The organism is Thermococcus gammatolerans EJ3 (assembly GCF_000022365.1).
In the GTDB taxonomy this organism is placed as follows: Archaea; Methanobacteriota_B; Thermococci; order Thermococcales; family Thermococcaceae; genus Thermococcus; species Thermococcus gammatolerans.
Genome location: NC_012804.1, coordinates 1,248,266 through 1,274,677 on the forward strand (window position 1 = coordinate 1,248,266; position 26,412 = coordinate 1,274,677).

Here is a 26,412-nt window from a genome sequence, read left to right on the forward strand (position 1 = left end):
CGTGTGGACAGCTGTGGTAAGGTTTATATCCACGTCGTTCAAAGCACAATCGAGGTGTTTCCCATGAGCTACCGCGAATACCGCGACAGGGTTCTGAACTTTATTGAGGACCACGAGCACTGGAGGGCCCACACGATAAACCTCATAGCGAGCGAGAACGTGACCTCTCCGAGCGTAACAAGAGCGGTGGCGAGCGGTTTCATGCATAAGTACGCCGAGGGCTGGCCGAGGCAGAGGTATTACCAGGGGTGCAAATACGTTGACGAGGTCGAACTGATTGGAGTGGAGCTCTTCACGAAGCTCTTCGGGAGCGATTTCGCTGACCTGAGACCGATTTCCGGAACCAACGCCAATCAGGCGGCTTTCTTTGGCCTCACCCAGCCGGGAGACAAGGCTATAGTTCTCCACACCAGTCATGGTGGACACATAAGCCACATGCCCTTCGGGGCGGCGGGAATGAGGGGGCTAGAAGTCCACACCTGGCCCTTCGACAACGAGGCCTTCAACATCGACGTTGACAAGGCCGAGAAGCTCATCCGCGAGCTCGAGCCGAAGATAGTCGTCTTTGGCGGCTCGCTCTTCCCGTTCCCGCACCCGGTCAAAGAGCTCGCACCCGTCGCTAAGGAGGTTGGAGCCTATGTTATGTACGACGCAGCACACGTCCTCGGCCTCATCGCCGGAAAGCAGTTCCAGGATCCGCTCCGCGAGGGAGCCGACATAATCACCGCTTCGACCCACAAGACCTTCCCCGGGCCACAGGGCGGTGTAATCCTCTACAAGAAGTTCGGTGAAACGGAGGAGATAGCCAAGCTCCAGTGGGCCATCTTCCCAGGTGTGCTGAGCAACCACCACCTCCACCACATGGCCGGAAAGGTAATCACCGCCGCAGAGATGCTGGAGTACGGTGAGAAGTACGCGGCCCAGGTCGTCAAGAACGCGAAAGCTCTGGCCGAGGCGTTAGCGGAGGAGGGCTTCAAGGTCATCGGCGAGGACAAGGGCTACACCGAGAGCCACCAGGTCATAGTTGACGTTTCAGACCTCCACCCCGCTGCTGGAGGCTGGGCCGCACCGCTCCTTGAGGAGGCCGGCATAATCCTCAACAAGAACCTCCTGCCCTGGGACCCGCTTGAGAAGGTCAACGAGCCGAGCGGTCTGCGCATAGGCGTCCAGGAGATGACCCGCGTTGGAATGTTCGAGGACGACATGAAGGAGATTGCTCACTTCATCAGGCGCGTCCTCATCGACAAGGAGGATCCGAAGAAGGTCAGGCGCGACGTCTACGGCTTCCGCGCCGAGTTCCAGAAGGTATACTACTCCTTCGACCATGGCCTGCCGCTCAGGGAATGATTTCTTTCTCCTTTTCTTCCCCCGTCGGAAAAACGTTATAAGTTCCCGGAGCGTAGTTTATTCTCGTGCGGTGCCCGGCCTTCGTCAGCCATGCACCCCCTGGTGGTTGAACGGCCGGGTGCCGCACAGCCATCAGAACTTTATCTCGGCCCCGTATTCTTCGATGTTCAGTGACTTCAAGACCTCCAGACAAGGCCTTTTGTCCAATGTCAGAACCCTAGTGCAGTGCTCCCTCAGCTCGTTGAGGGTTTTCCCGGAGATCAGGTCTCTATTCACGAAGTAGACCGTTACCCGCTCCGGGTTTCCCAGATGAGGGCGAACGAGATATCCGAAGATGCGCTCTTTTTCACGGAGATCGTTCTCATAGCTGGCGAGCACCTTTTCAAACCCCACTATGAGCCGAAAGCCTTTCTCCTCTCCGATCCTGGCCAGTATTGCCTCGTAGTGCTTCTTTCTAACAGGGGGCTCCTTGGTCAGATCCACCTTTCCGACGACAGAGCCAGTTTTGATTATTCCTCCCATCTTCACTACGATAGCGCTGTCGATAAGGCCCGTGTCGAGTCCCATTATCTTGAGGTGTGCCCTAAGGACGTGGAGCTGGTCGAGCTCGTCGAGGATCATAAAGGGTTTTCCAAGGTTTGCCAAGGCCCTGAGGAACCGGTAGAACAGGATGTGAACGGGGGTCGTCGATGAGTACTCGACGAGAACATCCTCCCCGGGCTTCAATCTCCCCACAAACTCACCGAGTGATATTTCGAGTTTCGTCAAATACCTCACCAATAGAGACTATGATCTTCGGCGTAAAAAGCTTTCTAGGTTCGTTTTTCAAACACATAAAAGTACCGCTCGAGGCTCTTGTGCACCCGCTGATAGTACCTTCCCAGGGTAATGAAGCCTCTTCTCTCTGCCTCCGCCTTCCCGTCAAAACTCGCTGGAAACGCTATTGCAAGCCTCCCACCCGGCCTTAAAACGCGGTAAACGCTCTCCAGCACCTTCCGGTAAAGGTCTTCCCTCCTCCTCCCAGCGAGAGTCGCAGCGGTTCCATAGGGCGGGTCGGTGGCGACTGCCTCGAACTCCTTTCCGGGGAAGACTTCTTCAAGCCTCGTTGCATCGCCGAGCCTGAGTTCGTAATCCTTCACGCCGTAGTGGCGAAGGTTTCTTTCGGCGCCCTCAACCATCTCCGGCCTTATGTCCACCCCATAGACCTTGAGCCCAAGGAGACCGGCCTCGATGAGTATCCCTCCCGCTCCCATCATGGGATCGAGGAGCTCTCTCTGAGCTTTTGTCAGGTTCACCAGCGCACGAGAAACCCTCGGGTGGAGCGAGATCGGCCTGAAGAAGGGCCTGTGATGAGCTTTTCGTCTCTCGAAGTCCTTGGGGTCAAAGAAGCGTAACCTTATCCCCGCGTAGAGCTTCTCACCACAGTAAACCCTCACGACCGTGTCGGGTCTTGAGAGGTTGACGCGAAAGCCTTGCGAGTGAATCACAGCCCCGAGCTTCCTCGGAAGGTCGAGAACGTTAAAGCGGCAGTTGGCCATCGTTTCCGTGTCCACCTTGAAGGTTCCCCGGATCGGCCACTCCATCTCCTTGGCCTTTTGGAGGAGATCATCGACGGAATCTGCCTCCACAAAAAGCTCGCCGTACTCGTGGGCAAGGCCTAAGCGATCCAGAAACGGGAGGGCCCTCTCGGGGGCACCAACCTTGAGGAAGAGGTAGTCCTGGCCGAGTACCTCTCCTCCCCCGAGTTCAAGCATTGCCTTCACTTCGTCCCTCGCCATCTCCGGTAGGTTGCCGAGTATCTCAACGTACAGCTTCCTCACCGCAGACCCCCCACTTATTCGCGCCTTAACGTTACAGGACGTTGAGGTACTTATGCACCTGGAAACTAAGCCCAACGTTCTTCCTGCCGAGGATCAATGCAGCCTCGCGGTAAAGATCCATGAGCCTTCTCTGGCAGATCTCAATCGGCTCCCTCGGCTGGATTACGAGCGGAGCGAGGCCCTTCAAAAGCTCCGCGTACCAGCGGACGTTTTCGATCTTCGTTTCCGGGGTGACCACGAGCTTGGCGTAGACCTTCACGCCGGCTTCCCTCAAAATCCTTATGCTCTCGACCTCGCGGAGAACCAGGGAGCGCCAGTCTTCCGTTGCCCTGGCCGTCTCGTCCTTTATGTCCACGCTCGCATAATCGGTGAGGGGGGCGACTTCCTCTATGAGCTCCGGCAGGCCACCGTGAGTTTCGAGGAAGTTATCGAAGCCGAGGCTTTTCATGCGTTCCATGAGGGCTTTTAAAGGCTTCACCTGAAGGGTGGGCTCTCCCCCGGTGTAGCTTATCGAGTGTATATCGCCGGTATCGAGGCGCAGAACTGCATCAACCACATCCTCAAGCTCCGCCGGATTGGGTTTGTACTCGAACTTCGCGGTGAAGGGCTCCACCTCGTACCTCCAGCGGGAAACGCGGGAAGGGTCGATGTACTCCCTGGAATCACACCAGGCACAGTTAAGGTCGCAACCTGCAAAACGGACGAAAATCTGCCTCCTGCCGAATGCAGAGCCCTCAACGCTTCCCCCTTCACCCTGCCAGCTGTTGAAGACCTCGGCCATTATGAGCTTCATAGTTCCACCTCACAGGCTCTCAACATCAATACCCCTGACCTTCTCGCTCACGTAACCCTCGAGGATTTCGACTCTGACTTCCCTCTCCTCGCCGGTGAAATCCGCCATGAGCTGAACAGCCCTCGCGTAGTCCCAGAGGCGCCTTTTCGCCTCGGCCGTAACCGCTTCGGCCATCACTATGAGTTCTTTTTCCTCCGGATGGGCGCTCATCCACTCGATCACTTTTCTCGCGTCCTCCTCCGTGAAGGTTCCGCGCTTCTTGAAGAGCACCGCGACCACCTCATTATGCGATTACATAATGACCCAATTATTGAATTGTGCTATTATGTCAGAGGTACTTGAGGAGCAGGCCAACGGCCTCCTCGAAGATCTCCCTGTCTTTACCCTCCAAAACACTCTCCAGGTAGTTTAGTGAAACGAGGTTCAGTATGATGTAGGCGGTGTTCCTGTCAAGACCCAAGGAGTAGGCATCGTAGTAAACCCTCTCCTCGCCGAGGGCCTCATTCATGAGATCGACGTAGTTCGCTATGTCCTCAACGCTCAGTTCGTCCCACTTGGACTCCATCTCGTCGAAATACCTCTCAAGGATCCGTATTCTCTCCAGATCGAGCTTGAGCAAACCTTCAACGAAGGGAAACTCACCGACACGAAAAACCTTCATTCCCTCCTCGTCCTTTATCCCGAGCTGATCCCAGAGGACGACACCCTCGACGGGGTTGTGGCCGTATTTGCTGGCCAGGTATGAGAACGCCTCCAGCGCGAGGTCGAGATCGTTTATGAATGCTTCTTCGTCCTCGAAGCGGACTATCCTGCTCACGGTACCAACCATGTCGCGCACCGGTTCTTGGAGCGGTGAACGGGTTATAAGGGTTTGGCTAGGAAAGACTTTTATCGGGAAACTCATAACGTTCCAGTGCCCGACGAGTATTGGGTTGCGATGACGTCGGGATCCCCAGGGGGGCGACAGCCCCAACGCCCCCCTTCTGAAAAGTTAAAAAGCTGACACCGTTTTTTTAATTATGCGTGTGCTCTGGGAGAGGGAAATCCCTGCCAAGGACATCGTGGTCTCACCTCGACCTGTGTGGAAGTGCAGAGCCTGCCCGATGTACGGCAAAAGGCCGGGCTGTCCTCCCCATGCCCCCGACTGGAGGGAAGCCAGAGATTGGGTCAGGTCATTCAGACGCGCCCTACTCGTGAAGTTCGAGATCAACATGGACGACTTCGAGAACGAGAAAAGAAAGGCAATCCTCTGGCTTCTTGACAGGGAGAGGGAGCTCTTCCGGCAGGGAAAGCTCTACGCAATGGCCCTCTTCCCCGGAAGCTGCAACCTCTGCGACGACTGCCCCTTTGAAAGGGGCGAACCCTGCAGGATGCCCGAGAAAGTGAGGCCGAGCTTGGACGCCATCGGTGTGGAGCTGAGCTCCCTCGTCGAGATAAAGTTCTCGGAGAGCGTCCTGTACGGCCTGATAATGGTTGAGTAGGTGGTGTTATGACCGTCCATGTAGCCCTGCTCGGAAGGACGCCCTGGGCCCTCGTGAACACTTACTACGCCTCTGTGATGAGGGGATCCCGGCCGAGGGCCGTTTACGTGGTGACGGAGCGGAGGTACTCCCGATCCCTCCCGAAGATCGTCGAGGCCCTGAGGGAGATCTCAAGGGCTTACGGCTTCGAACCGGCGATAGAGACGAGGGTCATCGATGACGACGACTTTCAGATGGCGGATAGGGTCTTCCGCGAGCTTTTCTCGGAGATAGATGGCGAAGACGTGATTCTGAACATGACTTCCGGAAGGAAGGCCCTCGTGGCGGCCGCGATAGTCCAGAGCAGGAACTGCAACCTGAGGGAGATCCTCTACATGGCACTGCTCGACGTGGCCTTTCCAAACAGGCCCTACATGATGCTGCCCATCCACATGCAGAGGCTCAAAAACTTCCTCGGTGATGGCAATGATTGAGGTCGTGATAGAGAAGCCCGAGCTCCAGATACTGATAAACCTCCTCCAAAGGAGCGGAATCACCGTGAGCTACCCCCTCTATGAGATACCCCTCTTCTCGGCCAGGGAAAGCGAGAGGGGCTACACCCTCAGCGTTCTCGCGGGGAGGCATGACTTCAAAGGCAGGCACCCCGAACTTCCCTCCTACTCTGACTTCTACGAGACCTTTATCTCGTCCGGCATAATAACCTACGACAACATAGACGAGTTCGCCAACATGCTCGAGGTGTACCGGGTTCTGCGGAAGGGCGTCTCCTTCGCCCCCGACACGAACCTCTTCTACCACCGCTTTATCTCCTCCTACCGGCCGCTCGACGGTTATCAGATCGTCGTCGCCGAGGACGTTAAGAACGAGATCGAGGCGGCGATGAACTACAAGTACAGGCGCCAGCTCCTCGTGGAGATCTCACGTGAGGTGAAGAACGGCCACCTGCTCCATGAGCTCTCCAACAGGAGAACCAAAAAGGCCAGAAAAGCTGCCTACATAGCCCTCAAGGAGTTTGAGGCCCTTAGGGACAGGATAATAATAGCCGAAAGGTACGGAAGCGGCCACAACAACGACGAAGTGATAGTGAAAACCCTCAAGCACTTCGACGAGATGAGTCCTTCTCTGCTCGTTTTCCTGACGGCTGACCTGGCAATAACTGACGTGGCCAGGATGGAGGGCCTCGAGTACTTCCTCTTCGAGTACCCCACGAAAGAGCTTGGAACACACGAGGTGTCAGCCTACCAGCTGAGAACATTAATCTTTAACCTCGCGGCCGTTTTCGGCGTTATTGATCTCAACGGGACAATAATCTACGGTGAGTTTGGAGGAAAAAGAAAGCTCAACGAACTTAAGCTCCTGTTCCGGGACGAGGACCTGTTCCAGAAATTCCTGTTCCACCTGAACCTCTGCAGGCGTCTTGAGACCATAATGAGGGGATAACCTTAAGGTACATAAAAGCACTTCGATGTCCATCTTTTCGGTGAGGTAAGATTATAAACATCGCCGCGAAGGTAGAGCGGTGATGCTCATGGCGCTGAGCGACAGACTCGAGCTCGTCAACCCTTCTGAGATTAGAAAGCTCTTTGACCTGGCCGCCGGTATGGAGGACGTCATTTCTCTTGGAATTGGCGAACCGGACTTTGACACGCCGGAGCATATAAAAGAGTACGCAAAGGAGGCCCTTGACAGGGGCATGACTCACTACGGCCCCAACGCAGGCCTGCCGATGCTCCGCGAGGCGATAGCGAGGAAGCTCAGGAAGCAGAACGGCATCGAGGCCGACCCCAAGAGCGAGATAATGGTGCTCGTTGGGGCGAACCAGGCCTTCATAATGGGCCTTGCCACGTTTTTAAAGGACGGGGAGGAAGTCCTCATACCCAGTCCGATGTTCGTCAGCTATGCCCCGGCCGTTATTCTCGCCGGAGGAAAACCGGTTGAGGTCCCGACCTACGAGGAGAACGAGTTCCGTCTTTCCGTTGACGACCTCGAGAAGCACGTGAGCGAGAAGACGAGGGCGCTCATCATAAACTCCCCCAACAACCCCACCGGCGCGGTTCTGACCAAGAAGGACCTTGAAGAGATCGCGGACTTCGCGGTAGAGCACGACCTCATCGTCTTCAGCGATGAAGTTTACGAGCACTTCGTCTACGACGGAGCGAGAAACCACAGCATCGCTTCCCTCGACGGCATGTTCGAGAGGACGATAACGATAAACGGCTTCTCCAAGACCTTCGCCATGACGGGCTGGCGGCTCGGCTTCGTCGCGGCCCCGGCCTGGATCATCGAGAAGATGACACGCTTCCAGATGTACAACGCCACATGTCCCGTTACGTTCGCCCAGTACGCCGCTGCCAAGGCCCTTGAGGATGAACGGAGCTGGAAGGCCGTTGAGGAGATGCGGAAGGAGTACGACAGGAGGAGAAAGCTCGTTTGGAAGCGTCTTAACGAGATGGGACTCCCAACTGTCAAGCCAAAGGGAGCGTTCTACATATTCCCGAGGATCAGGGATACCGGTCTGACAGACCACGAGTTCAGCGAGCTCATGCTGAAGGAGGCGAAAGTTGCCGTCGTTCCGGGCTCGGCCTTTGGAAAGGCCGGTGAGGGCTACATCAGGATAAGCTATGCAACAGCCTACGAGAAGCTTGAGGAAGCGATGGACAGGATGGAAAAGGTCTTGAAGGAGAGGGACCTCGTTTAATCCCCCTTTTCCAGCACGTGCTTCTCAAGAACGTAGCAGTGGAATGTGCCCTCAAAGACCCTCTCCCCATTATCGTTCAGAACCTCTGCCCTCACGATCTTTTTTCTGCCAAGGTCCTCAACGACCTCGGCCCTCGCAATCAGCCGCTCACCGGCCTTAACGGGCTTGAGGAACTTCACTTCAGCTTTCCCAAGCACGACGGTGGGCTCGTTGACGGCGAGCATGGCCGCGTAGTCTGCCAGGCCAAAGGTGAAGCTGCCGTGAACGAGGCCGTACTCGTCAACAGCCATCTCATCGGTCGTTAAAAGCTCAACCTCCGCCCTTCCGGGTTCAATCTTCACAGGCTTCCCGACGAGCCTCCCGGAGGTAAGTTTGTGCGTCCTCTGCTCCATTGCGACCACCGGTTAGAGTTCCACAAGATCCTTTAAAACCTCCCGCACTCCCGGGTCCACGACCTCAAAGAACTCTTCTCTGCTCCTGAAGGGCCTCTTCGCGAGGATTCTGGTTGCGGTCTTCTTTCCGATTCCCGGGATGAGCTGCAGAACTTTGGGGCTCTCTCGGTTCACATTTATCGGAACTGGGATTCCGGTTATGCTCCTGAAGCCGTGATCAACGATTAGAACGTCGTAGAAGCGGTTTAGGGGAACCTCCTTGGGAATCCCGACGATGAGGGGGTAGCTCCCTATCTGCCTCCCATAAGTTAGGCCGTTATCAAAGACCTCAGCACGAACGTCCCTCAGAACCGTCCCAACCGGGACGACCCTTTTGAGCATCGGCAAATCAATCTCGTGCCTTATCTTGTGGCGGTAGTGCTGGATTAAGCGCTTGTGCTTCTCTGTCTTGACTTTGCTTCTCATATGCCACAGCGGCGTTCCTGGAAAGACGACGACCTGCCTTATGTTTATCCTCCTCACCATCAGCCCGTCGTCAAGGAGCCTTTTGAGGAACTGGAAGGTTATCTCGTAGCTCTTCTTCGTCTCGCCCGGCAGGCCGAAGATTATGTTTATCCCAGGTAAAAGCCATGGCATTCCGTTGTAGCCCCTCTTAGCCCCGACTTCGTTGAGAATCTTCACGGCCTCATACGTTTCCTCCGCTGTAGCGTTCAGGTTGTTCAGCTTGGCAACCTTGGGGTCCGCACTTTCGAGGCCGAAGGCAACGACGTTGCCCGGCGTCCCGTACTTTATGAGCGCCTTCGCAATCCTCACGCTCTCCTCCGGGTAGTTGGCTATAACAGCTGGGTTGGCGTTGTCCACGTGGAGCGTTTTAACGTCCGGGGCGACCGAACGGATTCCGGCGAAGAGCTTTTCAATGACATCGGGGTTAGGAACCGGAACGCGTCCGTTCGGCCTCGCCATATAGGAGAATATACAGCTCTGTCTCCCAACCCTGAAGTGTCTCACTCCGAGGTCGTAGAGGGCCTTTACCTCGGCGACAACGTCCTCAACAGGCCTGTCCTCGACGGTTTTATAGCGAACTGGCTCGGTGCAGAAGGAACAGCCCCCTATGCCCATCGCCTTTGGACAGCCCCGCTGGGTTTCAATCTCCACGATGACGAAGTCGGGATAATCGGGAAACTGCTTAACCACCTCAGCGCCGATAATTGCATAATCGCGCAATTCGTTATAATTCCTGAACCTGAAGGGGTCGGCGTCCTTTGGGCTAGTCAGGTAATCGAAGAGGAAAGCCTCCAGGTCTCCGTAGACGACGTAATCAAAAACGCTCTCGGCCAGCTGGAGCTCCCGGCTCGTGATTTTAACGCCACCCATCGAGGCCGAACCCATGAACGCTGGCCCGCCGAGGATTTTGGTTGCCTTCACGTCCCTCAGGAACCGTGCCACCTCTTCAACGCTTCCCGGAACGGCTGAGAGATATTTTCCGGGTGTGTGGAGACCACCTATGTAAACCACCAAATCGGCCTTCTCCAGAATCTCCTTAACCTTCGGAAAGTTCGGGGTCTTGTTCCTCGTCCTTATCCCCTGCTCGCCGAGGAAAGTCGCCCGAAGGTCATCTATCGTCAGGTAGAACACCCGAGCGTCCTTCTTGGCTTTTTTTATCGCACCGTAGGCGTATCTGGGATAGATGCCAAGGTATGGCGGAACGCCGAGACCGGCCGGTTCGTCGGTGTAGCCGTCTACAAGAACTACCCTCATGGCCTCCGACTGGGCGGAGAAATTTAAAAGGGTAGCGTTCAGCCAGAGAACGAAAGGTAGAGGAAGAGGGCGTAGAGGGACAGGAAGACGAGGCCGGTCTTCCTCCCGACGCGGTTGTTCCTTTTGAGGGAAAAGGTCAGGATGAGCATCACCAAGAGAGTAAGCGGAACCGTTCTGTGGAGTATCTCGGGATCAACCTTGATGGGCCTTATGAGCGATGCTATGCCTATCACCATGAGGATGTCAAGTATGTCGGCGCCGATTATGTTGCCCACGCTTATGTTGGGAAGCCGCTTTAAGGCAGCCATAACGGCGTTGGTGAACTCGGGCAGGGAGGTGCCTATGGAAACGAGGGTTAGGCCTATGACGACCTCCGAAATCCCGGCTGCCCGGGCTATTTCGACGGCGCTGTTAACGACGAGTTTTGCACCAACGACGACGAGCAGGCCCGAGCCAAAAAGTATTAGAACGTCCCTCTTGGGGTTTCCCCGCTCTGCCTCGATGGGCTCGAGGCTCATGTGCTTCCGGTAAAGGTAGTACAGGAATCCGAGGTAGATGAGGATGAGGCTTAAACCGTCGAGCCTCCCTATTGTGCCGTCGAGCATAAGGAGCGAAACGTAAGCCGTTATTGCCACCAGGAACACGGAGTGCTTCCACGAGGTTTCATCCACGTCAAGGGGAAGGATCATCGAAGCGACGCCCAAGATCAGGGCTATGTTGGCCAACGCACTTCCAATGGCATTGCCGAGGGCTATGTCACTGCTCCCCCTGAGGGCGGCTAAAGCCGAGACCGTAACCTCGGGAAGGGTCGTCGCGACGCTCGCGAGGACGAGGGCTATCAAAAACTCGCTCACACCGAAACCCTTCGCAACCCTCGCCGCGGCCTCTATGAAGAGGTCGCTTCCCTTGATCAGGAGAACCAGGCCTACCGCAAAGGTTCCAAGAACGACGACCGTTGATTCCATTCTCATCACCGGGCTTCCTCGTTCTCGGCCTTCCGGGAGGGTGTCATTTTGATGACGTAATCGGCGGCGTTCTGGAGGGCAACGGAAAAGCCGGGCTCAACGCCAATTACAACGGTCTCCTTCCCGTGCCTCTTTGCCTCTATGATGAGGGGCAGGAAGTCCGCGTCCCGGGATGCAAGGGCTATAACGTCCACGTCGGCGGTGTAGATCATCTCCATCGTTTCGATCGCGACCCTGACGTCGGTGTCCCCCGCAACTATAACGGGTTCGAGCCCCTGGTTCACTATCGCCTCGACCAGTCCCTGCGGGGCGTATTGATTGAGTATCACCTTGGCTATCCTGACGCTCCCGATTCTGTTTAGGGCCTCGATTATGTCCTCGAGCTTTATGCCGAACTCCTTTCGCAGTATGTTGGGCCCGTCTATGATGAGGCCGATTTTCTTCTTGGGGTGTTCTTCACCCTCCTTCTCGCCCCTCCTGAGTATCCTGAAGATGCTATTCCTCATCTTTCTCACCGCCGAGAACTATGGCGTAGTCAGCCGCATGCTTCAGGGCAACGGAAAATCCCGGCTCGACACCGATGACGATCGTTTCCTTTCCCTTTTCCTTGGCCTTGAGGATGACGGGCAAAAACTCCGCGTTCCTCGTGGCTATTGCGATGACGTCGATGTGGGGGTTGTATATCTCCTTCATTGCCTCGACAGCTAACTTAACTCCCGTCTCGCCCGAGACTACCATCGGCTCAAAACCCTGATTTGAAACTGCCTCTATGAGCCCCTGGGGGGCGTACTGGTTGAGAACAACCTTGGCGACGCGGATGTCCCCGATCTCGGAGAGAACCTCAACGAGATCCTCGAGCTTGACGCCAAGTTCTTTCCTCAGCATATTTGGACCGTCTATTAGAAGGGCTATTCTCTTGCCGCGCGATATCTTGCTCTTCATCTGGCCGATGATCCTTATGCCGCTCTTTGTCATTGAGACTATCTTCTCCCACTTGCCGCTCATGGGGAACACCGGGGACACCGCTGTTACACGGGGGAATAGGGGAAGGAAGTTAAAAAGCTATTCATGCCCTTAGCAGGCGCTTGTAGTAGTACCAGAGGCCCCTCACTATGTCGCGCACCTCGATCATTGTGAAGGTCTCGGTTCTGTCAATCAGCTTCGCCGTCTCCTCCCAGCTGTGGGCCTGCAGGACGCGGTAGATGAGGAGCTTTATCTGTCTCTCGTCGAGATACGGCTTCATCCAGCCGTCGAGGAAGTAGAGCTTCACTATCGGCTTCACCGCGTCGACAACGGTATCGTAGGTCAGGACCTTGCCCGTGAAGGCGTCGAGGCGCTTCTTCTGAATCTCCGTGAGGTGAACCGGGTAATCGACGGCCTCGCCGAAGGGCGTCTCGAAGAGCCAGCGCGCTATTTCTGGCTCAAGCTCCCTGTGTGTATCTCCGAGCCACTCCGTAAACCTTATCCTGAACTCGTCGTTGGCCTTCTTGATGAGCTTCTTGGCCTTCTCGCTTATAGGCTTGAGGACTATCGCCGTAAACTCACCGCTGACCGGGTTCCTCGCGGGGCTGAGGTGAACCACCGCGAAGCCGTTCCTGACCCAGAAGCGGACGAGTTCCTCACTGGCTCCAAAGCCCGAACCAATCCAGTCGAGGCCCTTTTCACGAGCCTCCTTTTCAAGGAGCTCCAGTGCCTTGCTTCCGAGACCTCTGTCCATCGCGTCCGGGTGGGTTGCAATCCTCACTATGCGGTAGCCCTTCAGCCTCGCAAACTCCTTCAAATAATGGTGCTTGACCATCATGTCGGGGATTATGTTCCCGCGCGGCTTGTAGCCCTTGGCCATCTTGTCTATTACCTTCTTCGGAATCCCTCCCTCCTTGGCAATCTGTATGGCGGTAACTATCTTGCCGTTCTTGAGCCTGAGCACGCGAGCCTCGTGGTGGGGCGCGTCGGCCAAAAGCGCCACGTCGCTCGGCCTGTTGCGATAGTGCGCCAAGATATAGATTCCGACGAAGTGCCTCAAATCAGGCCTGTCGTTCTCGAACCAGTCGTCGAGGTCGGGCTCTTCCAGATAGACCTCCTTCTTCTCAATCAGCTCGAAGTCCTCCTCGGTGAGCTCTACTGGCTCGGCGTCGAGCAGGAGAACGTCGAAGAGCCACCGCTCAATCGGGTCGTTTTCCGCATACCTAATCGGCTCGTCCATGTGGAGCTCCTTGAACTCTCTCTTCTCCCTGGCTCTCTTGAGGAACTTGACCGAGAAGCCCCTTCCCGCTCCCTCGTAGCCGTGAATCGTTGAGGAGTAAACGACGCGCTCCTTGTTGAGGTACTTGTGGAGTATCGGGACGTGAATTCCTGCCGCTTCGTCGAGAATGTAGAGGTCAGCGCTCTTCTTGTAACCTTCTGCCGGCGGGTAATAGCGGAGGCCGATTTTCCTCGCGTAGAGCTCCTTTATCAGCCCGCGCTCTTCAACGACGTAGGGCTTGAAGCCGAGCCTTTCAAGGGCCCTCTTTGCGAAGCGGAACAGTGCCTGAACGTTCTCAAGCTCGGGGGCAGTAACGACAATCCTCGTCCTCTTCTTTAGAGCTAAGGCCAGACCTATCGCGCCGATTCCAACGGAAACGCTCTTGCCCCTCCCCCTATCTGCCGTCAGAACGAGCATCCCGCCTTCTACCAGCTCCTCGAAGGCCTTCAAAACCTCAACCTGACCCTCGGTTAGGGCCATCTCGTAGAGCTCCTTCGGGAAGAGGGTCTCCTCCGGGATGGGGACGCCCTTTCTCGCTTTAATCCTCGCCTGGCTCTTGCTTCTCTTCGGCTTCTTCCTGGCCTTTCCGTTCTCGGTGATGATGTAGATGCCCTCGTGCTCCGTGAACTTCCTGATGAGGCGCCTGTTGAATCTCTTCTTGACGTCGTCTATCGTGTAAGGTGGCGTTACAAGGCTCTTGTGGAAGCCCGTCCACATGTCCTTCCACTTCTCGAAGGGGTGAGCGAGGATGAAAATCAGTCCCCCACCGCGGACGGTCTCGATAATCCTTCCGAGGTCGTTCGGCGAGTAGTCGTAGCTCATGTCGAGGATGAGCAAATCGTAGGTTCTTCCAAGGATGTCGCGGGTGTGCTTGAAGGTAACGGCCTTTACCTCGACGTTTGGGCCAGCCAAGACGTCGAAGTGCTTCCTGAAGGCCTCGTAGCGCTTCCTTCCAAAGGTCTCCTCGCCGAGCGCGTCGGTGGCGTAGAGAACCTCTATCCTGTCCTCGCTCTCGTCGCGGAGGCGCTTCTTCATCAGCTCGTCGAGAACCCCGCTCAAAACCCTCGCAGAGGCCCCCGCCAGTATTCCCGCTAACTCGGCTTTCCTCAGCGTGTCGCCCTCGATTACAATCATTCTCCTGTGGAAGTTCTCAAGGGCCTGGGCTAAAGCCGTCTCGGTGAGCTTGAGAACCGAGTCCTTAACCTTCTCGCCCTTCGCATAGTCTCTCACTTCCCTCTCAAAGCGAACCTTGACGGTCACGGCCGTCACCTCCCGGAAGATAGGGAGAAAGTTGGCTTAAAAAGGTAGCTCAAACCTTTTAATCTCCACCGCGTAGCTTTGTGCATGAAGGCCGAGATCAAAAACCTCATAGACCGGGGAACGTATAGAAAGCTGCCCCTCTTTGAGGGGGAACTGCCCGAGAACAGCTACGCCCAGATAGTGGAAATCAAGCCGAGGCGGACCGTCAGGAAGCACTACCATCTTCACCAGTACGAGCTGTTCTGCATACTGAGCGGGGAGGCAAGGCTCGGCATCGGGGATAGAGAGTATCTCGCTAGACCGGGCGAGATATTCCTCGTCAAGCCGAGAACCGTCCACTGGGTGATCAACGAGCGCGATGAGCCCTTCAGGCTGTTCGTGGTCAAGCTCAACTACCAGGGAGACGACTCGGTGTGGCTGGATTAGCGATAGGCGCTTTCCCGGGGTCTTAAATCCGTCACTACTATCACTTTTTCCTCCCAGTAGACCGTGTAGAAGATGCGGTAATCCCCAATCCGAACCGATACGTGTTGGTGTGACGACTTTTGGTTCCCTTCACTGACTTCACATCGAAAGGAGGTTTAGGAAAAGGATTGTACTGCAGGGTCCTCAAGAACTCCGAGAGCTTTTTCCTCTGGCTCTCTTTCAGGTATTTCCTGGCGTTCCTGATGACATTCCTGTCCACCACACCTGAAAGGGCATTCAATCACCTCATGCCTCAAGCTCCCTGAGGGCCTCCTCAAGGCTCATGCCTTTCTCTGGGTTTTTCCCCAGTTCCTCCGCTTTTCTGAGGAGTTCCTCGTAAAGTTCCTCGTTCACGATCTCAGGCTCCTCAGACTCGGCTATTAGCCTCAGAAGCTCCTGTTCAATTTCATCGAGCTTCTTCCGCATCTCTCTGATGTCATTGAGAAGCCTGATGACACTCACTCCCATGATCCCACCATGTCCCGTACGTTGTTAAATTAAAAAGGGTTTTGGAAAAGCTTAATTTTTCCAGGCACATTCTACATCGGTGGAACGCAAATGGAGAGAACGATCGGCATCCTCGGCGGAATGGGCCCCCTCGCGACTGCAGAACTCTTCAGGAGGATAGTGGAGAAGACGCCTGCAAAGAGGGATCAGGATCATCCGAGGATCATAATCTACAACAATCCGAAGATACCTGACAGAACGGCCTTCATACTTGGGAGGGGCCCGGATCCAAGGCCAGAGCTCATTGACAGTGCCAAGAAGCTCGAGAGCTGGGGCGCGGACTTCATAATAATGCCCTGCAACACGGCCCATTTCTTCGCCGATACAATCCAGAGGGCGATAAGAATTCCACTAGTGAGTATGATCGAGGAAACGGCGGAGCGCGTGAAGGGAATGGGCCTCAGGAAGGCGGGCCTCCTCGCGACGGACGGGACGATTAAGGGCCTGATCTATCACCGTGCACTCCTAAAAAGGGGAGTAAGCATAGCCGTGCCCGGAAAGAAAGATCAGAGGCTCGTTATGAAGGCCATCTACGAGGGGATAAAGGCGGGAAACCTCGAGCTCGGCAGGGAGCTACTCCTGAAGGTGGCAGGGAAACTTCAGAGGAGGAGCGATGTCATAATAGCTGGCTGCACGGAGGTCAGCGTCGCCCTGAAACCCGAGGATCTGAGCGTCCCCCTGATCGACCCGCTTGACGTCATAGCCGAGAAAGCCGTGAAACTGGCGCTCGGCCTCGAGGAGCTCAGAACTCCATGACCATTCCGGAGTGCAGCTTGCGGAAACGCTCGCCGTATGCCTTCAGGAAAGCCGTCTCGGCCTTCAGCCCGGTGCAGTGCCCGGTGTAGACTTCTTTAACGCCGAGCTCTTTGAACTCCTCCACAGTTCTCTTGATGCGCTCGTCGCTTGCCTCAATCAGGTGAAAGCCGCCTATTACAGCCCTGACACGCTCCTCGCCTGTTAGCCGTATCGCGTGCTTGACGATGCTAACTATGCCGGCGTGGCTGCAGCCGCTTATAACCACGAGACCCCCCGGCGTTTTCGCCACGAGACTCATGTCATCCCTCAGCCTGTCCCCCACGACCTTCCCGTTCTCAATTGTGTAGACTTCAAGCTCTGTTCTCTCAAACTCCTCCCGCTCGGTTACTTCACCCGTTGAGAGGACGTTCTCGGTTATTGGAAGAGGGTCTGCGGTGAGGTAGAGGTCAGCGAGCTCCTCAACTTCCTCCCGCCTGAACGGAACGCCCACCTCGCGGAGGTACGGCTTGGTGATGAAGTGCCTTCTGAAAATCAAGGGGTGTGCAACAACGGGAACGCGCCTTCCGATGGCCTTTAGAATTCCTAAAAGCCCGCCAGTGTGGTCGTAGTGGCAGTGGCTCAGGAAGACGTAGTCTATCGAGGCCGGATCGATTCCGAGAATTTTCATGTTGTGCAAAATGGGCTCGGCGCTCTGACCGGTGTCGAAGAGAATTCTCTTTCCATCTGCCTCGATGAGGAAGCTCACCCCGTGCTGGGCAAGGAAGGGGCTCTCGTAGCCGGAGTAGTCCTCGACGAGTACGTACACCCTCACATAGCTCACCGTAATAAAATGGAGAAAGGGCGTTTATGCCTTTCGCCTCCTCAAGAAAAGCGTGAGGAGGGGCAATGCTATCAAAAGCCCGGGACCGCAGAGCTTCCAGCCCTCATTCTTTGAAGTGGTTGTGGTCGAGGGGATCGTTGACGTCGTTGTAGTGGCAGTCGTTGTAGTGGTGGCTGTAGTGGTAGCTACGGTGGTCTTTGTTGTGGTTGTTCCGGTTGTGTGGGACGTGGTTGTCATGGTGCTCGTGGTGTCGGGGTTTTCGAGGGGACAGAGGGCTTTGAGGCCGTTCTTGATGGTTTTGGCCTGGGGGGCGACGTTCCTAACCGAGACGCTCACCGGGAGGGGATTTCCTCCGGAGCGAACCCACGTTATGGGCGCAACGCTCTCAACTGGAAAGTCGAGCCTCTGAACCGAGACGTGGCAATTTGCAAAGCTCTCATCCTGTTTGAACACACCGAGGAAAAAGCTTGACTTCCCAAGACTCCCTGTGCCGAGGCTCGATCCGTTCAGCCCACCTGCGAAAACTATTCCCCCTGAGGGAAGGGATGTGAGTGCCCTTATCCAGTCTATCCCCCTGCTCCCGATTAGGACGGACTCCCCGATAGTCCCATACTCGTCCATGAAGAGAAGCCACGCCTGCGGAGTTTGGGCGGAATACGTTATGCCCCCGAGGACAAGTTTTCCCCCGGGAAGGAGCGAAACCGCGTTTGCCCAGTCCTCCCTCGGCCCGCCAACAACCCTCGCCCAGAGGAGCTTTCCATCGAGGTTCGTTCTGACAACTAAAAGGTTGACGTTGGTCTCATTGTTGAAGAGGGTGCTGTACCCAACTAAGGTCACACCCCTCCCGTCGACCTCCACATCATAGAGTCTATCCATCCCCTCAAAGCCGTAGGTTCTCTCCCATACCAACTCTCCGTTCTCTCCAACCTTCGCCAGCCAGAAGTCCAGTGAGCCGGTGGCGTTGGACTGGGCGATACCGCCGATGTAAACCCCCTGACCCGGAAGGATCCTCATCGTGACCGGAACAACCCTGAGGCTGGTGTTAATCACATAGGCGCTTTCAACGAGCCCCTCTGAATCCAGCCTGAGCAGGAGAGGTTTTTCCCCGGCGGATGAGAGCGCGAGGATTCCGTTTCCGTAGGGAAGAGCAGAGTATATCATCTCGGTGTTGTAGACCCTGCTCCACGCTATCCGGCCATCCTCGCCAACCAGAAAGACCCAGCCCCCGTTGAAGGACGCACTTCCCCCCGCGACCAGTATCGAACCGTCCGGGAGCACTTTAACACTCGACACAAGATCCCTGCCGGTTCCACCGTATGCCTTCTCCCAGAGAACCCTTCCATCTTCCTTGAACGCAACGAGCACCACGTCGAAGTCCCCGATGCCTGTTCCGTTGGATATCCCGGCCGCGATGATGGTGTTTCCACTGGCATCTATCGCAATAAAAGAGCCGAGTCCGGAGGTAGTTCCCTCCATCATGACTGCCCCTTGGGCGAGGCTGGCAGTTGAGAGCAGAAGGATGAGCACGAGTAACCTGACCTTCAATTCCTTCACCCGGAGTGGAATCGAGGGGGATAATAAAAAGTTGCCGCTCATTCGAACTCGTCCGGAACCTCCAGACCGTCCCCATTCTCCTCCTCCAGCTCCCTTATTTCAAAAACCTTGAGTGGAACCCTCTTGAGGGCCTTTCCAACCACGGCCTTGGCTATTCTCTCGGCGTGCTCTATACTCTGGGCGTTGAAGACCTTGAGCGTGAGGTATATCCCAACCAGCCCGACGGAGCCTATCACGAAGGCACTCTCGAAATGGGCGCCGCAGACGGGGCACTGGGAGTAGCCAATCTCAACCCTCACGAAGTCGAGGTTCTCCTTGTTGAGGGCCTTTGCGACCTTGCTCACCGCGACGTTTATCGCGTCCTCGCTCGTTTCCACATCCTTGACTATTATCGGGGCTTCGAGCACAACGACGTAGTCCCCCATGGTCCCACCTCACCCGAAGGCAAAAAGCCTGTCGTCTTCACCCCTAAAGACACCGAGCCTTACACCGGCGTCGATAAAGCCGTGGGCGTAATTCAGCGCCGCGAAGGCCGTCACGTAGTCGCCCTTCTCGTAGTAATACCTGGCGTCCTCAAAATAGCTCCTCGCCATCGTCAAAAAATCCTCAGCAACTTTGTGAAGGAGGCTTTTCTCATGAACTGCAACCTCAAGGGTCTTTAAGGCCTCCTCTGTTATTCTAAAATACCTCTCGAGCTTCTCATCGGTGATCTCTCGCCCCACCGGTCTCGCCTCGCTGAGGGTTGGGCCCCGGTTTTATAAACCTTGCCCACCATCACCGTTAAATATCTGAACCCCCTAGGTCAGAGGGGTGAGGCCATGATAAAGGTCGTTTTCTTTGACCTTGACGACACGCTCATCGACACAAGCAAACTCGCCGAGATCGCAAGGCGAAACGCGATAGAGAATATGATCCGTGCCGGTATGCCCGTCGATTTCGGCATAGCCTACCATGAGCTCCTTGAGCTGATAAACGAGTACGGGAGCAACTTCAACAGGCACTTCGACTACCTCCTGAGGCGCCTCGATCTCCCTCACAACCCCAGGTGGATAGCGGCGGGAGTAATAGGTTACCACAACACTAAGATCTCCCACCTCAAGACCGTACGGGGAGTTAAGAGGACCCTCCTTCGCCTCAAAGAGATGGGTCTTAAACTGGGGATAATCACCGACGGAAATCCCGTCAAACAGTGGGAGAAGATTCTTCGAACGGAGATAGAGGATTACTTCGATGAAGTCCTTATATCCGACTTCGTGGGCGTCAAGAAGCCCCACAGAAAGATCTTCGAGAAGGCCCTCCGGAAGTTTGAAGTCCAGCCCGGGGAAGCCATGATGGTCGGCGACAGGCTGTACTCCGACATATACGGGGCCAAGCAGGTGGGAATGCACACCGTCTGGTTCAAATACGGAAAGTACGCCAACAAAGAGCTTGACTATCTCGAATACGCCGACTTCGTCATCAGATCACTTGAGGAAGTTCCGGAGATAGTGAGGGGACTCAACGATGAGGAAGAAGAGCGTTCAGATCCGGAAGTTCATGCTGATTGACTCCGCCTACAAGTCGAGGATCCTCAGGGGAGACAAGGTCACGACGATACGCTACGGGAGTTACGAAGCCAAACCCGGGAGCGAGGTCTACCTTGTGATAACGCCGAGCGACACTGCCATAGCGAAGGTTAGGATCACGAAGGTCGAGCGGAAGAAGGTTAGGGAACTCACCAACGAAGATGCAAGGCTCGATGGCTTCTCGGACGTTAAGGAGCTCCTCCGCGAGCTGAACAAAATCTACGGCGAGCTCTACGGGGACGACGAGGTCACGATAATAGGTTTTGAGGTGGTCAAGCGTTTTAAAGATGGAATTCCCCTCAAGTGGCTCAAGGGGCTCAACTACCGCGAGCCCGAGGAGATAGCGCGCCTCTACCTCGAAAACCAAGATAAGCTCAACTTCAACCGCGAAACGGACTTCATAATGCGCAGGATTTACAACGAGGGGCTCGGGAAGGCGGTGAGAACCTTCGGACCGAAGAAAGTCCAGCAGGCACTGTTAAAGGTCTACCACGGCCTCTACAACGAGGGGCTGATTTAGAAAAGCTTTTTAGGTTCCTCTTTCTCTTCACTCTGCCATGAAGAAGAGCCCCTTCCAACTCCTCTCCCTGGGACTGCTCCTCGCCTTAGCCCTTCAGCTTGCAGGCGGGTTTAAAGGTATAAACGAGGCCCTTAACTCGGCCCTTCCCCTAATAGACACTCCCTGGATGAACCTGCTAACGGCCCTGGGGGGAAACGCGTTCTTAGCCCTTTTTGCCATCATTGTAGTTCTCTACGAGATGAAGAAGCTGGGTGGCGTATCTTCAAAGACCCTTGCCTTTCTCATCGCTCTCTCCCTCGGCCTCGTCGCGGTCGGTGCGCTGAAGGCCCTCCTCGCCGAGCCAAGACCGAGACCGCTCCCGGGGGCCGGTTTTCTGAGCTCGGGGGCGTTCCCCTCGGGCCACACCTTCAGAGCCTCAATAATAGCGAGCTACGTTTCAGACCGCTGGAAGAAACTTGCTCCGCTCGCGTGGGCCTACGCCATTGGAATAGCCCTCACGAGGCTCTTCCTCCACTACCACTGGCTTAGCGACGTCCTTTTCAGCCTCCTCTTTGCCCCCTGGCTTTATCTACTGCTCCGCTCCACGGAGAAACTCTGGCTTCCCATCATGGGGAGAATACTCAAAAAACTCAACCTGGAGGTCGTTGAGGCATGAACGGTTTCATCGAGGTCTTCCTGCTATCCCTCATTCCAACCTTCGAGGGGCGCTATGCGATAGTCTATGGCATAGGGAGGGGCTATCCTCTCTGGGAGACCCTTCTGAGCGCTTCCCTCGGCGTTCTGCTACTCTCGCTCCTCCTGCCTTTGGCGCTTCCACTGATAGACCGAATCATGCTCTGGCTCGAAAAAACGCCCCTCCGAAAGGTGGCCCACCTCTACCTCTACTACGTCGAGCGTGCTCGGAGAAAGGCCCACCCCTACGTGGAAAGGTGGGGCTTCATCGGCCTCACAATCTTCGTTGCCATTCCGTTGCCAGGGACTGGTGTGTGGACGGGAGCATTGGCGGCTTACCTCCTCGGAATCGAGAAAAAGCAGACGGTTCCCGCTTTAATCCTCGGCGGGCTTTTGAGCATGGCGATAACGGTTCTGCCCGCGCTGGGGCTGTTTGGGTGATGCTATGGTGGGGCTCAATCCATTAAGCGTTGAGATAAGCTCTGGAAATCCCTTAGATCTCCTACAAGCCAGCCCCTTTCCCTCAGCGCTTCCTTTTCTTCAACGTTCTTCGCAACCAGCCCGTAAGTCCTCCCCCAGTCTTCCAGTCCCACAAGCCCAGCCTTTCTCTCAAGGTCTCTTAAAATCCCTCTCGCCTCCCTCCCGCTTAACTCCTTCCACTTGACCTCAGCGAAGAGCGCCCGCTTTTCCCGCTCGTTCAGGGCAACCAAATCAATCTCCTCTCCCTTCCTCCACCAGCGACCGAGCTTCGTGAAGCGGAAGCCCGTCAGCTTGAGAAACACCTCAGGATTCCTCACCAGTCTCTCGAAAACCGAGCCGAGGTAGAGGTTGAAGTCCTCCCCCGAGCGCTCCCAGACTTCCTCCGCAAGGCCGGCTTCAAGGTAGCTCTTGTTCGGGAGCACGTAGCGGAACCAGAAGGCGAAGTAGTTGTCGGCTATCGAGTAGAGACCCCTCTTGCTGGCCTTCTTCACTGTTGCCGTCACCGGGACTTCACGCTCAACCACGCCGAGCCTCTGGAGAACCGCCAGATACTTGGACACGAGGCTCTTATCGAGGCTGGTGGCGTTCACTATCTCGCCGAACCTGCTCCTTCCGCTCGCTATGGCCTGAAGTATTGCGAAATAGTTTGCGGGCTCTCGGAGTTCCTCCCGGAGTAAAAACTCCGCCTCTTCGTAGAGGAATGCCCCCTTTGAGAGCACCCTCTCGATTACGTTCTCGTCAAAGCTTTTCTCTGGACTGAACTGGAGCAGGTAAGCGGGAATTCCATCAGTGATTCCCCAGACCTTCACGAGGTCTTCAACGGTGTAATCGGGCAGGAACTCCCGGATGTGGAAGAAGGGAATCTCAGTCAAACGCCACTGGCCCGTTCTCCTCCCGTAGAGTGGGCTTTTGTAGGCCAGAACCTCGTTTTCCATTGCCGAGACGCTGGAACCGCAGAGGATGAGCATTATTTTCGTTTTTGACAGCTTCAAATCCCACGCCCTCTGGAGGAGCGAGAGGACCGGGCGGTGGTGTTCGACGAGAAGGGGGAACTCGTCGATTATCAGGATTACACGCTCCTCGCCAATTCTGTCGGCAAAAGCCATTAAGAGCTCGTCGATTTCTTCAAAGGCAACCCTTCCAAAGAGCGTATCCCCTAAAAACTCGGCCAGAAGTCTCTGAAGCTCCCTCAAGTTGTCGCGGTAGGGCTTCTCAGTCGCGAGAAAGTAGACGTGAGGCTTATCCCTCCCGAAGTGAAGGAGCAGTTCTGTCGTGCCGATTCTTCGCCGGCCATAGATTACTTAATGAATTCCGCCCTATTGCTTTTATACTCCTTTTCAAGGAACTCCAGTTCGCGCCCTCTGTCCACGAACTTTTGTCTACTCATGAGTATAATACTTGTGCTTCAACTATTTAAGAGTTGCAGAGTCCTCGGAACGTCTGGTTGTTTTGGACACCTTGTTGTCTTGTTGTTGACTAAAAAAGGGATGAAGGAATCACTTCGTCGCCCTCGTTATTCCCACGTCCTTCACGAGAACGTAGGGCGTGATGACGGGCCTCGAAACCTCCCACCAGTGTACCTGGAACGGCTCGTTGCTTATAGCAACTACGTTGCTCAAAATCCTCCCGAGGTTGTCGCTGACGCGGATGTTCCTTATAGGCTTTAGCTCATTGTTCTCAAGCAGGAAGATTCCGTCGCGCGGTATCGTCGAGAAGTCGCCGGTCACGTAGTTCTGGAAGCGAGTGTACCAGACGTTGGTGATGTAGATGCCCCTCTTAACCTCGCCGAAGAGCTCGGACTTGGAGTAGTCGCCGGGCTCGAGAACGAGGTTCCAGGGCCTCGGCATTATCAAGCCGGCGTTGGCGGTTGTCTCGGTTCCGTACTTCTTGGCGAGGCTTGTGTTGAGGAGGAACGTCTTGAATGTCCCGTTCTCTATGACGGTGGTTTCTCTCGTCGGAACGCCCTCGTCGTCGAACTTCCTGCTTCCATAGCCGTTGGGCAGGTTTCCAACGTCCTTGAGCGTCACCAACTCGCTCGCGACCTTCTGGCCTAGCTTTCCAGCCAGGAACGAAAAGCCCGCCTCTGCTGCATAAGCTGAGAGCATGAAGCCCATGTAGCTGAGCAGATTCGCAAACGCTAAGGGGTCGAAGATGACGTCGAACCTCCCCTCAGGCCCCTGAACAGGATTGCGAGCCATGTGGGCAATCTCTCCAGCTTTCCTTCCGGCCAATTCGGGGTCGAACTTCTTCAGAACCCTCGCGGAGCAGGTGCCGTGTCCGCTCTCAAGGTCGCCCACGAAGGCCCTGACGCTTATCTCTATCCCCGTTCCCTCGTCGAAGGCCTCAACCCCGTTGCTCGTGGTCAGGTAAAGCCTGTTGTGGTCGGTGTAGAGAACTCCCGCAACGCGCTTGGCACCTTCGCTCAGGGCGGAGTTTATGGCAGTCTCCACGTAGTCGTTTGGCTCATCGAGTTCGACGATAGCTTTATCGAAGGTCTCGGGGATGTCTTTGTATTTGAACGGGCCTTGGGCTATTCCGTAGTAGTCCTCCTTGGGCGAGAGGTTCTCGATGTTCTTCTTGAGGGTCTTCAAAACCCGCTCGACGTTCTCCTCGCTCAGCTCGGTTACCGTTGTGCTCGCTATCCTTTTCTCCTTCTCGACGAAGAGTTCCACCTTCCTCTCGTGCCAGTGCTTGGCGACCGTTATCTCGTTGTTGGCGAAGCGGACTTGTCTGCGGTTGGTTTCATAGCTCAGAACGACGACGTCGCCGAAGCCGAGCTCTTCGGCCTTCTTCAGGATGAATTCGTTAAGCTCGAACATCGCCACCACCTCACGGCCTCCTCAGCGGTATGTCCCTCAACCTTGCGTGCGCTCCACCCATCCAGACGGGAACGCCCTGTCCGGGTTCGCCCTTCCCACAGGTTCCTGGGTAGAACTCGACGTCCTTGCCAACCGCGTCAACACTGCTCCAGAGGGCTCTGGTGGTTATCTCGAGGATTGGCCTCCTGACTGGGTGCTTTATCTCGCCGTTCTCGATGAGGTAGGCCTCTCTGCCGATGTACCTCTGCTGGTAGCGCCTGTCGTCTATGTTCCACTCGTTGAAGGACACCATATAGACGCCGAGCTTTATGTCCTCAATCAGCTCCTCGAAGGAGTAATCGCCTGGCGCGAGGTAGGTGTTGGCCATCCTCACTATCGGCTCGCGGTTGTAGTTTACCGCCCTCGCGGCCGCGTTCGAGCGCCCCCCGAGCTTTGCCGCGTACTCCCTGTTGGTCAGAAACTCATTTATGATTCCGTTCCTTATGAGGTACCTCGGGCGAGCCTTAACGCCCTCGTCATCGTAGAGGTAGAAGCCCCAGCTGTTCGGAATCGTCGGGTCATCTATCACCGTAACGACCTCGCTCCCGATTCTCTCGCCGAGCATGTCGGGCTTGACGAAGCTCTCACCTGCCTGAGCGGCCTCCCTGCCGAAAATCCTGTCGGACTCGTACGGATGTCCAACGCTCTCGTGAACCGCTATGCCAGCGACCTCAGGGCTTATGACGAGGTCAACCCTTCCCTCGGGTGGCTTCTTGCCCTCGGTGATGAGCCTCTTTAAGGCTTTAACGTCCTTCACCGCCCAGTTCCAGGGCTCGTCCTTCTCGATTAGCTCGAAACCGCCCGAGAATGCCCTCTGGACGAAGGGCGCCTGCTCCATCTGACCGTTCTCGAAGACGACGAGGTTGTAGACAACGGAAATGCGCGGGATTTTGCTCTTTACATAAGCTCCTTCGCTGTTGACGAAGACCTTCTTCCAGAGCTGGTCGGAGTACATTAAATAGCGCATCGGCACGTTTATTCCAGTTGCCTTGACCTCCTCCTCGATTTTCCTGAGGATTTCGAGCTTCTCTTCAGGGGAAATGTCTCTGAAGTCCTTCTTCATCTTGACCTTGTAGGAAACGCGATGGAAGTCCTCCTCGCTGAACTCAATCGGCTCGTTTCTAACCTGTGAAGCCGCCTTCGCCAGCTTGACGGCCCTCTTAACGGCCTCGGCAACGCTTTCCCGAGTTAAAACGTTCGTGCTCGCGAATCCCATTCCGCCGTCGGCGAGAACCCTTATCCCGATTCCCCTGTCGGCCTCGATGTCCATTCCCTCGGGAGAACCGTTCTTCATTGCCAAGTGCGTCCCGCTCTTCTCCTCGTAGCGGGCCTCGGCGTAGGAAGCGCCAAGCTCAAGGGCCTTCTCGACGGCGAACTCCAAAAGCTCCATGCACATCACCTCGGATTACTGCATAGAATAGTTCACGGAGGAGTATAAAAGTCTTTTCGTTCAGATGAC

31 protein-coding genes and 1 pseudogene are annotated in these 26,412 nt (G+C 55.7%); 11 read left to right on the forward strand and 21 right to left on the reverse strand.

Annotation, left to right across the window (positions count from 1 at the left end):
• The first annotated feature begins 63 nt into the window (after window positions 1–63).
• Window positions 64–1,347 carry a serine hydroxymethyltransferase gene (gene glyA, locus TGAM_RS06700; RefSeq protein ID WP_015858936.1) on the forward strand — a complete coding sequence of 428 codons (1,284 nt, stop codon included), beginning with the start codon at window positions 64–66 and terminating at the stop codon, window positions 1,345–1,347.
• 132 nt (window positions 1,348–1,479) lie between these two features.
• Here glyA and TGAM_RS06705 read toward each other — a convergent pair whose 3' ends face one another.
• The 5 genes from TGAM_RS06705 to TGAM_RS06725 form a co-directional block, all read right to left on the reverse strand.
• Window positions 1,480–2,124, reverse strand: a complete 645-nt coding sequence (locus tag TGAM_RS06705) for a DUF257 family protein (protein ID WP_238516192.1) — start codon at window positions 2,122–2,124, stop codon at window positions 1,480–1,482.
• Between the two features lie 35 nt (window positions 2,125–2,159).
• Window positions 2,160–3,125: a TIGR01177 family methyltransferase gene (locus TGAM_RS06710; protein WP_048811422.1), complete on the reverse strand. Its 966-nt coding sequence runs from the start codon at window positions 3,123–3,125 to the stop codon at window positions 2,160–2,162.
• Window positions 3,126–3,198: 73 nt separating this feature from the next.
• Window positions 3,199–3,960 (reverse strand): 7-carboxy-7-deazaguanine synthase QueE, encoded by a 762-nt coding sequence (locus TGAM_RS06715; RefSeq protein WP_015858939.1) that lies wholly within the window; start codon window positions 3,958–3,960, stop codon window positions 3,199–3,201.
• Window positions 3,961–3,969: 9 nt separating this feature from the next.
• A complete protein-coding gene (locus tag TGAM_RS06720) occupies window positions 3,970–4,230 on the reverse strand; it encodes a hypothetical protein (protein WP_015858940.1) in 261 nt (86 codons plus the stop codon).
• A gap of 58 nt (window positions 4,231–4,288) precedes the next feature.
• Window positions 4,289–4,789: a hypothetical protein gene (locus TGAM_RS06725; protein ID WP_015858941.1), complete on the reverse strand. Its 501-nt coding sequence runs from the start codon at window positions 4,787–4,789 to the stop codon at window positions 4,289–4,291.
• A 190-nt stretch (window positions 4,790–4,979) separates the two neighbouring features.
• Here TGAM_RS06725 and TGAM_RS06730 point away from each other — a divergent pair, with 190 nt between their 5' ends.
• The 4 genes from TGAM_RS06730 (at window position 4,980) to TGAM_RS06745 (ending at window position 8,139) form a co-directional block, all read left to right on the forward strand.
• Entirely contained in the window at window positions 4,980–5,441 is a 462-nt protein-coding gene (locus TGAM_RS06730; protein ID WP_015858942.1) for a DUF2284 domain-containing protein, read from the forward strand.
• 8 nt (window positions 5,442–5,449) lie between these two features.
• Window positions 5,450–5,914: a hypothetical protein gene (locus tag TGAM_RS06735; RefSeq protein ID WP_015858943.1), complete on the forward strand. Its 465-nt coding sequence runs from the start codon at window positions 5,450–5,452 to the stop codon at window positions 5,912–5,914.
• Entirely contained in the window at window positions 5,901–6,881 is a 981-nt protein-coding gene (locus TGAM_RS06740) for a PIN domain-containing protein (RefSeq protein WP_048811231.1), read from the forward strand. Before TGAM_RS06735 ends, TGAM_RS06740 begins: the two co-directional genes overlap by 14 nt.
• An 88-nt stretch (window positions 6,882–6,969) precedes the next feature.
• Window positions 6,970–8,139, forward strand: a complete 1,170-nt coding sequence (locus tag TGAM_RS06745; protein WP_015858945.1) for a pyridoxal phosphate-dependent aminotransferase — start codon at window positions 6,970–6,972, stop codon at window positions 8,137–8,139.
• Here the strand turns inward: TGAM_RS06745 and TGAM_RS06750 are convergent.
• The 6 genes from TGAM_RS06750 to TGAM_RS06775 form a co-directional block, all read right to left on the reverse strand.
• A complete protein-coding gene (locus TGAM_RS06750; protein WP_015858946.1) occupies window positions 8,136–8,531 on the reverse strand; it encodes a PaaI family thioesterase in 396 nt (131 codons plus the stop codon). The two genes, TGAM_RS06745 and TGAM_RS06750, sit on opposite strands and share 4 nt — an antisense overlap.
• A gap of 12 nt (window positions 8,532–8,543) precedes the next feature.
• Entirely contained in the window at window positions 8,544–10,289 is a 1,746-nt protein-coding gene (locus TGAM_RS06755) for a radical SAM protein (protein WP_015858947.1), read from the reverse strand.
• A 38-nt stretch (window positions 10,290–10,327) separates the two neighbouring features.
• Window positions 10,328–11,254 (reverse strand): calcium/sodium antiporter, encoded by a 927-nt coding sequence (locus TGAM_RS06760; RefSeq protein WP_048811232.1) that lies wholly within the window; start codon window positions 11,252–11,254, stop codon window positions 10,328–10,330.
• A 5-nt stretch (window positions 11,255–11,259) separates the two neighbouring features.
• Window positions 11,260–11,760 carry a TIGR00288 family NYN domain-containing protein gene (locus TGAM_RS06765; RefSeq protein ID WP_015858949.1) on the reverse strand — a complete coding sequence of 167 codons (501 nt, stop codon included), beginning with the start codon at window positions 11,758–11,760 and terminating at the stop codon, window positions 11,260–11,262.
• Window positions 11,750–12,259 carry a TIGR00288 family NYN domain-containing protein gene (locus tag TGAM_RS06770; protein WP_015858950.1) on the reverse strand — a complete coding sequence of 170 codons (510 nt, stop codon included), beginning with the start codon at window positions 12,257–12,259 and terminating at the stop codon, window positions 11,750–11,752. Before TGAM_RS06770 ends, TGAM_RS06765 begins: the two co-directional genes overlap by 11 nt.
• A 61-nt stretch (window positions 12,260–12,320) precedes the next feature.
• The gene (locus tag TGAM_RS06775) at window positions 12,321–14,756 is read right to left on the reverse strand and encodes a tRNA(Met) cytidine acetyltransferase TmcA (protein ID WP_015858951.1); all 2,436 of its coding nucleotides are present in this window, start codon (window positions 14,754–14,756) and stop codon (window positions 12,321–12,323) included.
• Between the two features lie 84 nt (window positions 14,757–14,840).
• On the opposite strand from TGAM_RS06775, the gene TGAM_RS06780 reads away from it, so the two are divergent.
• Window positions 14,841–15,182 carry a cupin domain-containing protein gene (locus tag TGAM_RS06780; RefSeq protein ID WP_015858952.1) on the forward strand — a complete coding sequence of 114 codons (342 nt, stop codon included), beginning with the start codon at window positions 14,841–14,843 and terminating at the stop codon, window positions 15,180–15,182.
• Here the strand turns inward: TGAM_RS06780 and TGAM_RS11430 are convergent.
• From TGAM_RS11430 to TGAM_RS06785, 3 genes are read right to left on the reverse strand one after another with little or no spacing between them, the layout of a single operon-like run.
• On the reverse strand, window positions 15,179–15,256 hold the full coding sequence (locus TGAM_RS11430; RefSeq protein ID WP_394295131.1) for a hypothetical protein: 78 nt from the start codon (window positions 15,254–15,256) through the stop codon (window positions 15,179–15,181). The two genes, TGAM_RS06780 and TGAM_RS11430, sit on opposite strands and share 4 nt — an antisense overlap.
• Window positions 15,223–15,441, reverse strand: a complete 219-nt coding sequence (locus TGAM_RS11365; protein WP_238516193.1) for a hypothetical protein — start codon at window positions 15,439–15,441, stop codon at window positions 15,223–15,225. Before TGAM_RS11365 ends, TGAM_RS11430 begins: the two co-directional genes overlap by 34 nt.
• A gap of 26 nt (window positions 15,442–15,467) precedes the next feature.
• Window positions 15,468–15,689: a hypothetical protein gene (locus tag TGAM_RS06785; RefSeq protein ID WP_015858954.1), complete on the reverse strand. Its 222-nt coding sequence runs from the start codon at window positions 15,687–15,689 to the stop codon at window positions 15,468–15,470.
• 90 nt (window positions 15,690–15,779) lie between these two features.
• Here TGAM_RS06785 and TGAM_RS06790 point away from each other — a divergent pair, with 90 nt between their 5' ends.
• A complete protein-coding gene (locus TGAM_RS06790) occupies window positions 15,780–16,484 on the forward strand; it encodes a cysteate racemase (protein WP_015858955.1) in 705 nt (234 codons plus the stop codon).
• Here the strand turns inward: TGAM_RS06790 and TGAM_RS06795 are convergent.
• The 4 genes from TGAM_RS06795 to TGAM_RS06810 are packed head-to-tail and all read right to left on the reverse strand — an operon-like array spanning window position 16,471 to window position 19,580.
• A complete protein-coding gene (locus TGAM_RS06795; protein ID WP_015858956.1) occupies window positions 16,471–17,304 on the reverse strand; it encodes an MBL fold metallo-hydrolase in 834 nt (277 codons plus the stop codon). The genes TGAM_RS06790 and TGAM_RS06795 overlap by 14 nt on opposite strands.
• 24 nt (window positions 17,305–17,328) lie before the next feature.
• Window positions 17,329–18,858, reverse strand: a complete 1,530-nt coding sequence (locus tag TGAM_RS06800) for an amylopullulanase (protein WP_238516194.1) — start codon at window positions 18,856–18,858, stop codon at window positions 17,329–17,331.
• A gap of 38 nt (window positions 18,859–18,896) precedes the next feature.
• Window positions 18,897–19,283: a DUF555 domain-containing protein gene (locus TGAM_RS06805; protein WP_015858958.1), complete on the reverse strand. Its 387-nt coding sequence runs from the start codon at window positions 19,281–19,283 to the stop codon at window positions 18,897–18,899.
• Between the two features lie 9 nt (window positions 19,284–19,292).
• Window positions 19,293–19,580 (reverse strand): DUF357 domain-containing protein, encoded by a 288-nt coding sequence (locus tag TGAM_RS06810; protein WP_015858959.1) that lies wholly within the window; start codon window positions 19,578–19,580, stop codon window positions 19,293–19,295.
• A 96-nt stretch (window positions 19,581–19,676) separates the two neighbouring features.
• Between TGAM_RS06810 and TGAM_RS06815 the strand changes: the two genes are divergently transcribed.
• From TGAM_RS06815 to TGAM_RS06830, 4 genes are read left to right on the forward strand one after another with little or no spacing between them, the layout of a single operon-like run.
• Window positions 19,677–20,405 carry a TIGR02253 family HAD-type hydrolase gene (locus TGAM_RS06815; protein ID WP_015858960.1) on the forward strand — a complete coding sequence of 243 codons (729 nt, stop codon included), beginning with the start codon at window positions 19,677–19,679 and terminating at the stop codon, window positions 20,403–20,405.
• On the forward strand, window positions 20,362–20,943 hold the full coding sequence (locus TGAM_RS06820) for an ASCH domain-containing protein (RefSeq protein ID WP_048811233.1): 582 nt from the start codon (window positions 20,362–20,364) through the stop codon (window positions 20,941–20,943). The genes TGAM_RS06815 and TGAM_RS06820 overlap by 44 nt, the downstream gene beginning before the upstream one ends.
• 37 nt (window positions 20,944–20,980) lie before the next feature.
• The gene (locus TGAM_RS06825) at window positions 20,981–21,598 is read left to right on the forward strand and encodes a phosphatase PAP2 family protein (protein ID WP_015858962.1); all 618 of its coding nucleotides are present in this window, start codon (window positions 20,981–20,983) and stop codon (window positions 21,596–21,598) included.
• Entirely contained in the window at window positions 21,595–22,056 is a 462-nt protein-coding gene (locus tag TGAM_RS06830) for a COG2426 family protein (RefSeq protein WP_015858963.1), read from the forward strand. The genes TGAM_RS06825 and TGAM_RS06830 overlap by 4 nt, the downstream gene beginning before the upstream one ends.
• 14 nt (window positions 22,057–22,070) lie before the next feature.
• On the opposite strand, the pseudogene TGAM_RS06835 reads toward TGAM_RS06830, so the two are convergent.
• The 3 genes and pseudogenes from TGAM_RS06835 to TGAM_RS06845 form a co-directional block, all read right to left on the reverse strand.
• Window positions 22,071–23,482: pseudogene (locus TGAM_RS06835) on the reverse strand (ATP-binding protein).
• 109 nt (window positions 23,483–23,591) lie between these two features.
• Window positions 23,592–24,914 (reverse strand): TldD/PmbA family protein, encoded by a 1,323-nt coding sequence (locus TGAM_RS06840; protein ID WP_015858965.1) that lies wholly within the window; start codon window positions 24,912–24,914, stop codon window positions 23,592–23,594.
• A gap of 10 nt (window positions 24,915–24,924) precedes the next feature.
• Window positions 24,925–26,343 carry a TldD/PmbA family protein gene (locus TGAM_RS06845; RefSeq protein WP_015858966.1) on the reverse strand — a complete coding sequence of 473 codons (1,419 nt, stop codon included), beginning with the start codon at window positions 26,341–26,343 and terminating at the stop codon, window positions 24,925–24,927.
• Window positions 26,344–26,412 lie beyond the last annotated feature (69 nt).

Excerpts from the sequence above, each read along its gene's own strand:
- glyA (WP_015858936.1), top strand. The coding sequence starts at position 64 with ATGAGCTACCGCGAATACCGCGACAGGGTTCTGAACTTTATTGAGGAC.
- TGAM_RS06710 (WP_048811422.1), bottom strand. The coding sequence starts at position 3,125 with ATGGCGAGGGACGAAGTGAAGGCAATGCTTGAACTCGGGGGAGGAGAG.
- TGAM_RS06715 (WP_015858939.1), bottom strand. The coding sequence starts at position 3,960 with ATGAAGCTCATAATGGCCGAGGTCTTCAACAGCTGGCAGGGTGAAGGG.
- TGAM_RS06725 (WP_015858941.1), bottom strand. The coding sequence starts at position 4,789 with ATGGTTGGTACCGTGAGCAGGATAGTCCGCTTCGAGGACGAAGAAGCA.
- TGAM_RS06730 (WP_015858942.1), top strand. The coding sequence starts at position 4,980 with ATGCGTGTGCTCTGGGAGAGGGAAATCCCTGCCAAGGACATCGTGGTC.
- TGAM_RS06735 (WP_015858943.1), top strand. The coding sequence starts at position 5,450 with ATGACCGTCCATGTAGCCCTGCTCGGAAGGACGCCCTGGGCCCTCGTG.
- TGAM_RS06740 (WP_048811231.1), top strand. The coding sequence starts at position 5,901 with ATGGCAATGATTGAGGTCGTGATAGAGAAGCCCGAGCTCCAGATACTG.
- TGAM_RS06745 (WP_015858945.1), top strand. The coding sequence starts at position 6,970 with ATGGCGCTGAGCGACAGACTCGAGCTCGTCAACCCTTCTGAGATTAGA.
- TGAM_RS06750 (WP_015858946.1), bottom strand. The coding sequence starts at position 8,531 with ATGGAGCAGAGGACGCACAAACTTACCTCCGGGAGGCTCGTCGGGAAG.
- TGAM_RS06755 (WP_015858947.1), bottom strand. The coding sequence starts at position 10,289 with ATGAGGGTAGTTCTTGTAGACGGCTACACCGACGAACCGGCCGGTCTC.
- TGAM_RS06760 (WP_048811232.1), bottom strand. The coding sequence starts at position 11,254 with ATGGAATCAACGGTCGTCGTTCTTGGAACCTTTGCGGTAGGCCTGGTT.
- TGAM_RS06765 (WP_015858949.1), bottom strand. The coding sequence starts at position 11,760 with ATGAGGAATAGCATCTTCAGGATACTCAGGAGGGGCGAGAAGGAGGGT.
- TGAM_RS06770 (WP_015858950.1), bottom strand. The coding sequence starts at position 12,259 with ATGAGCGGCAAGTGGGAGAAGATAGTCTCAATGACAAAGAGCGGCATA.
- TGAM_RS06780 (WP_015858952.1), top strand. The coding sequence starts at position 14,841 with ATGAAGGCCGAGATCAAAAACCTCATAGACCGGGGAACGTATAGAAAG.
- TGAM_RS06785 (WP_015858954.1), bottom strand. The coding sequence starts at position 15,689 with ATGGGAGTGAGTGTCATCAGGCTTCTCAATGACATCAGAGAGATGCGG.
- TGAM_RS06790 (WP_015858955.1), top strand. The coding sequence starts at position 15,780 with ATGGAGAGAACGATCGGCATCCTCGGCGGAATGGGCCCCCTCGCGACT.
- TGAM_RS06805 (WP_015858958.1), bottom strand. The coding sequence starts at position 19,283 with ATGGGGGACTACGTCGTTGTGCTCGAAGCCCCGATAATAGTCAAGGAT.
- TGAM_RS06815 (WP_015858960.1), top strand. The coding sequence starts at position 19,677 with ATGATAAAGGTCGTTTTCTTTGACCTTGACGACACGCTCATCGACACA.
- TGAM_RS06820 (WP_048811233.1), top strand. The coding sequence starts at position 20,362 with ATGAGGAAGAAGAGCGTTCAGATCCGGAAGTTCATGCTGATTGACTCC.
- TGAM_RS06825 (WP_015858962.1), top strand. The coding sequence starts at position 20,981 with ATGAAGAAGAGCCCCTTCCAACTCCTCTCCCTGGGACTGCTCCTCGCC.
- TGAM_RS06830 (WP_015858963.1), top strand. The coding sequence starts at position 21,595 with ATGAACGGTTTCATCGAGGTCTTCCTGCTATCCCTCATTCCAACCTTC.
- TGAM_RS06840 (WP_015858965.1), bottom strand. The coding sequence starts at position 24,914 with ATGTTCGAGCTTAACGAATTCATCCTGAAGAAGGCCGAAGAGCTCGGC.
- TGAM_RS06845 (WP_015858966.1), bottom strand. The coding sequence starts at position 26,343 with ATGGAGCTTTTGGAGTTCGCCGTCGAGAAGGCCCTTGAGCTTGGCGCT.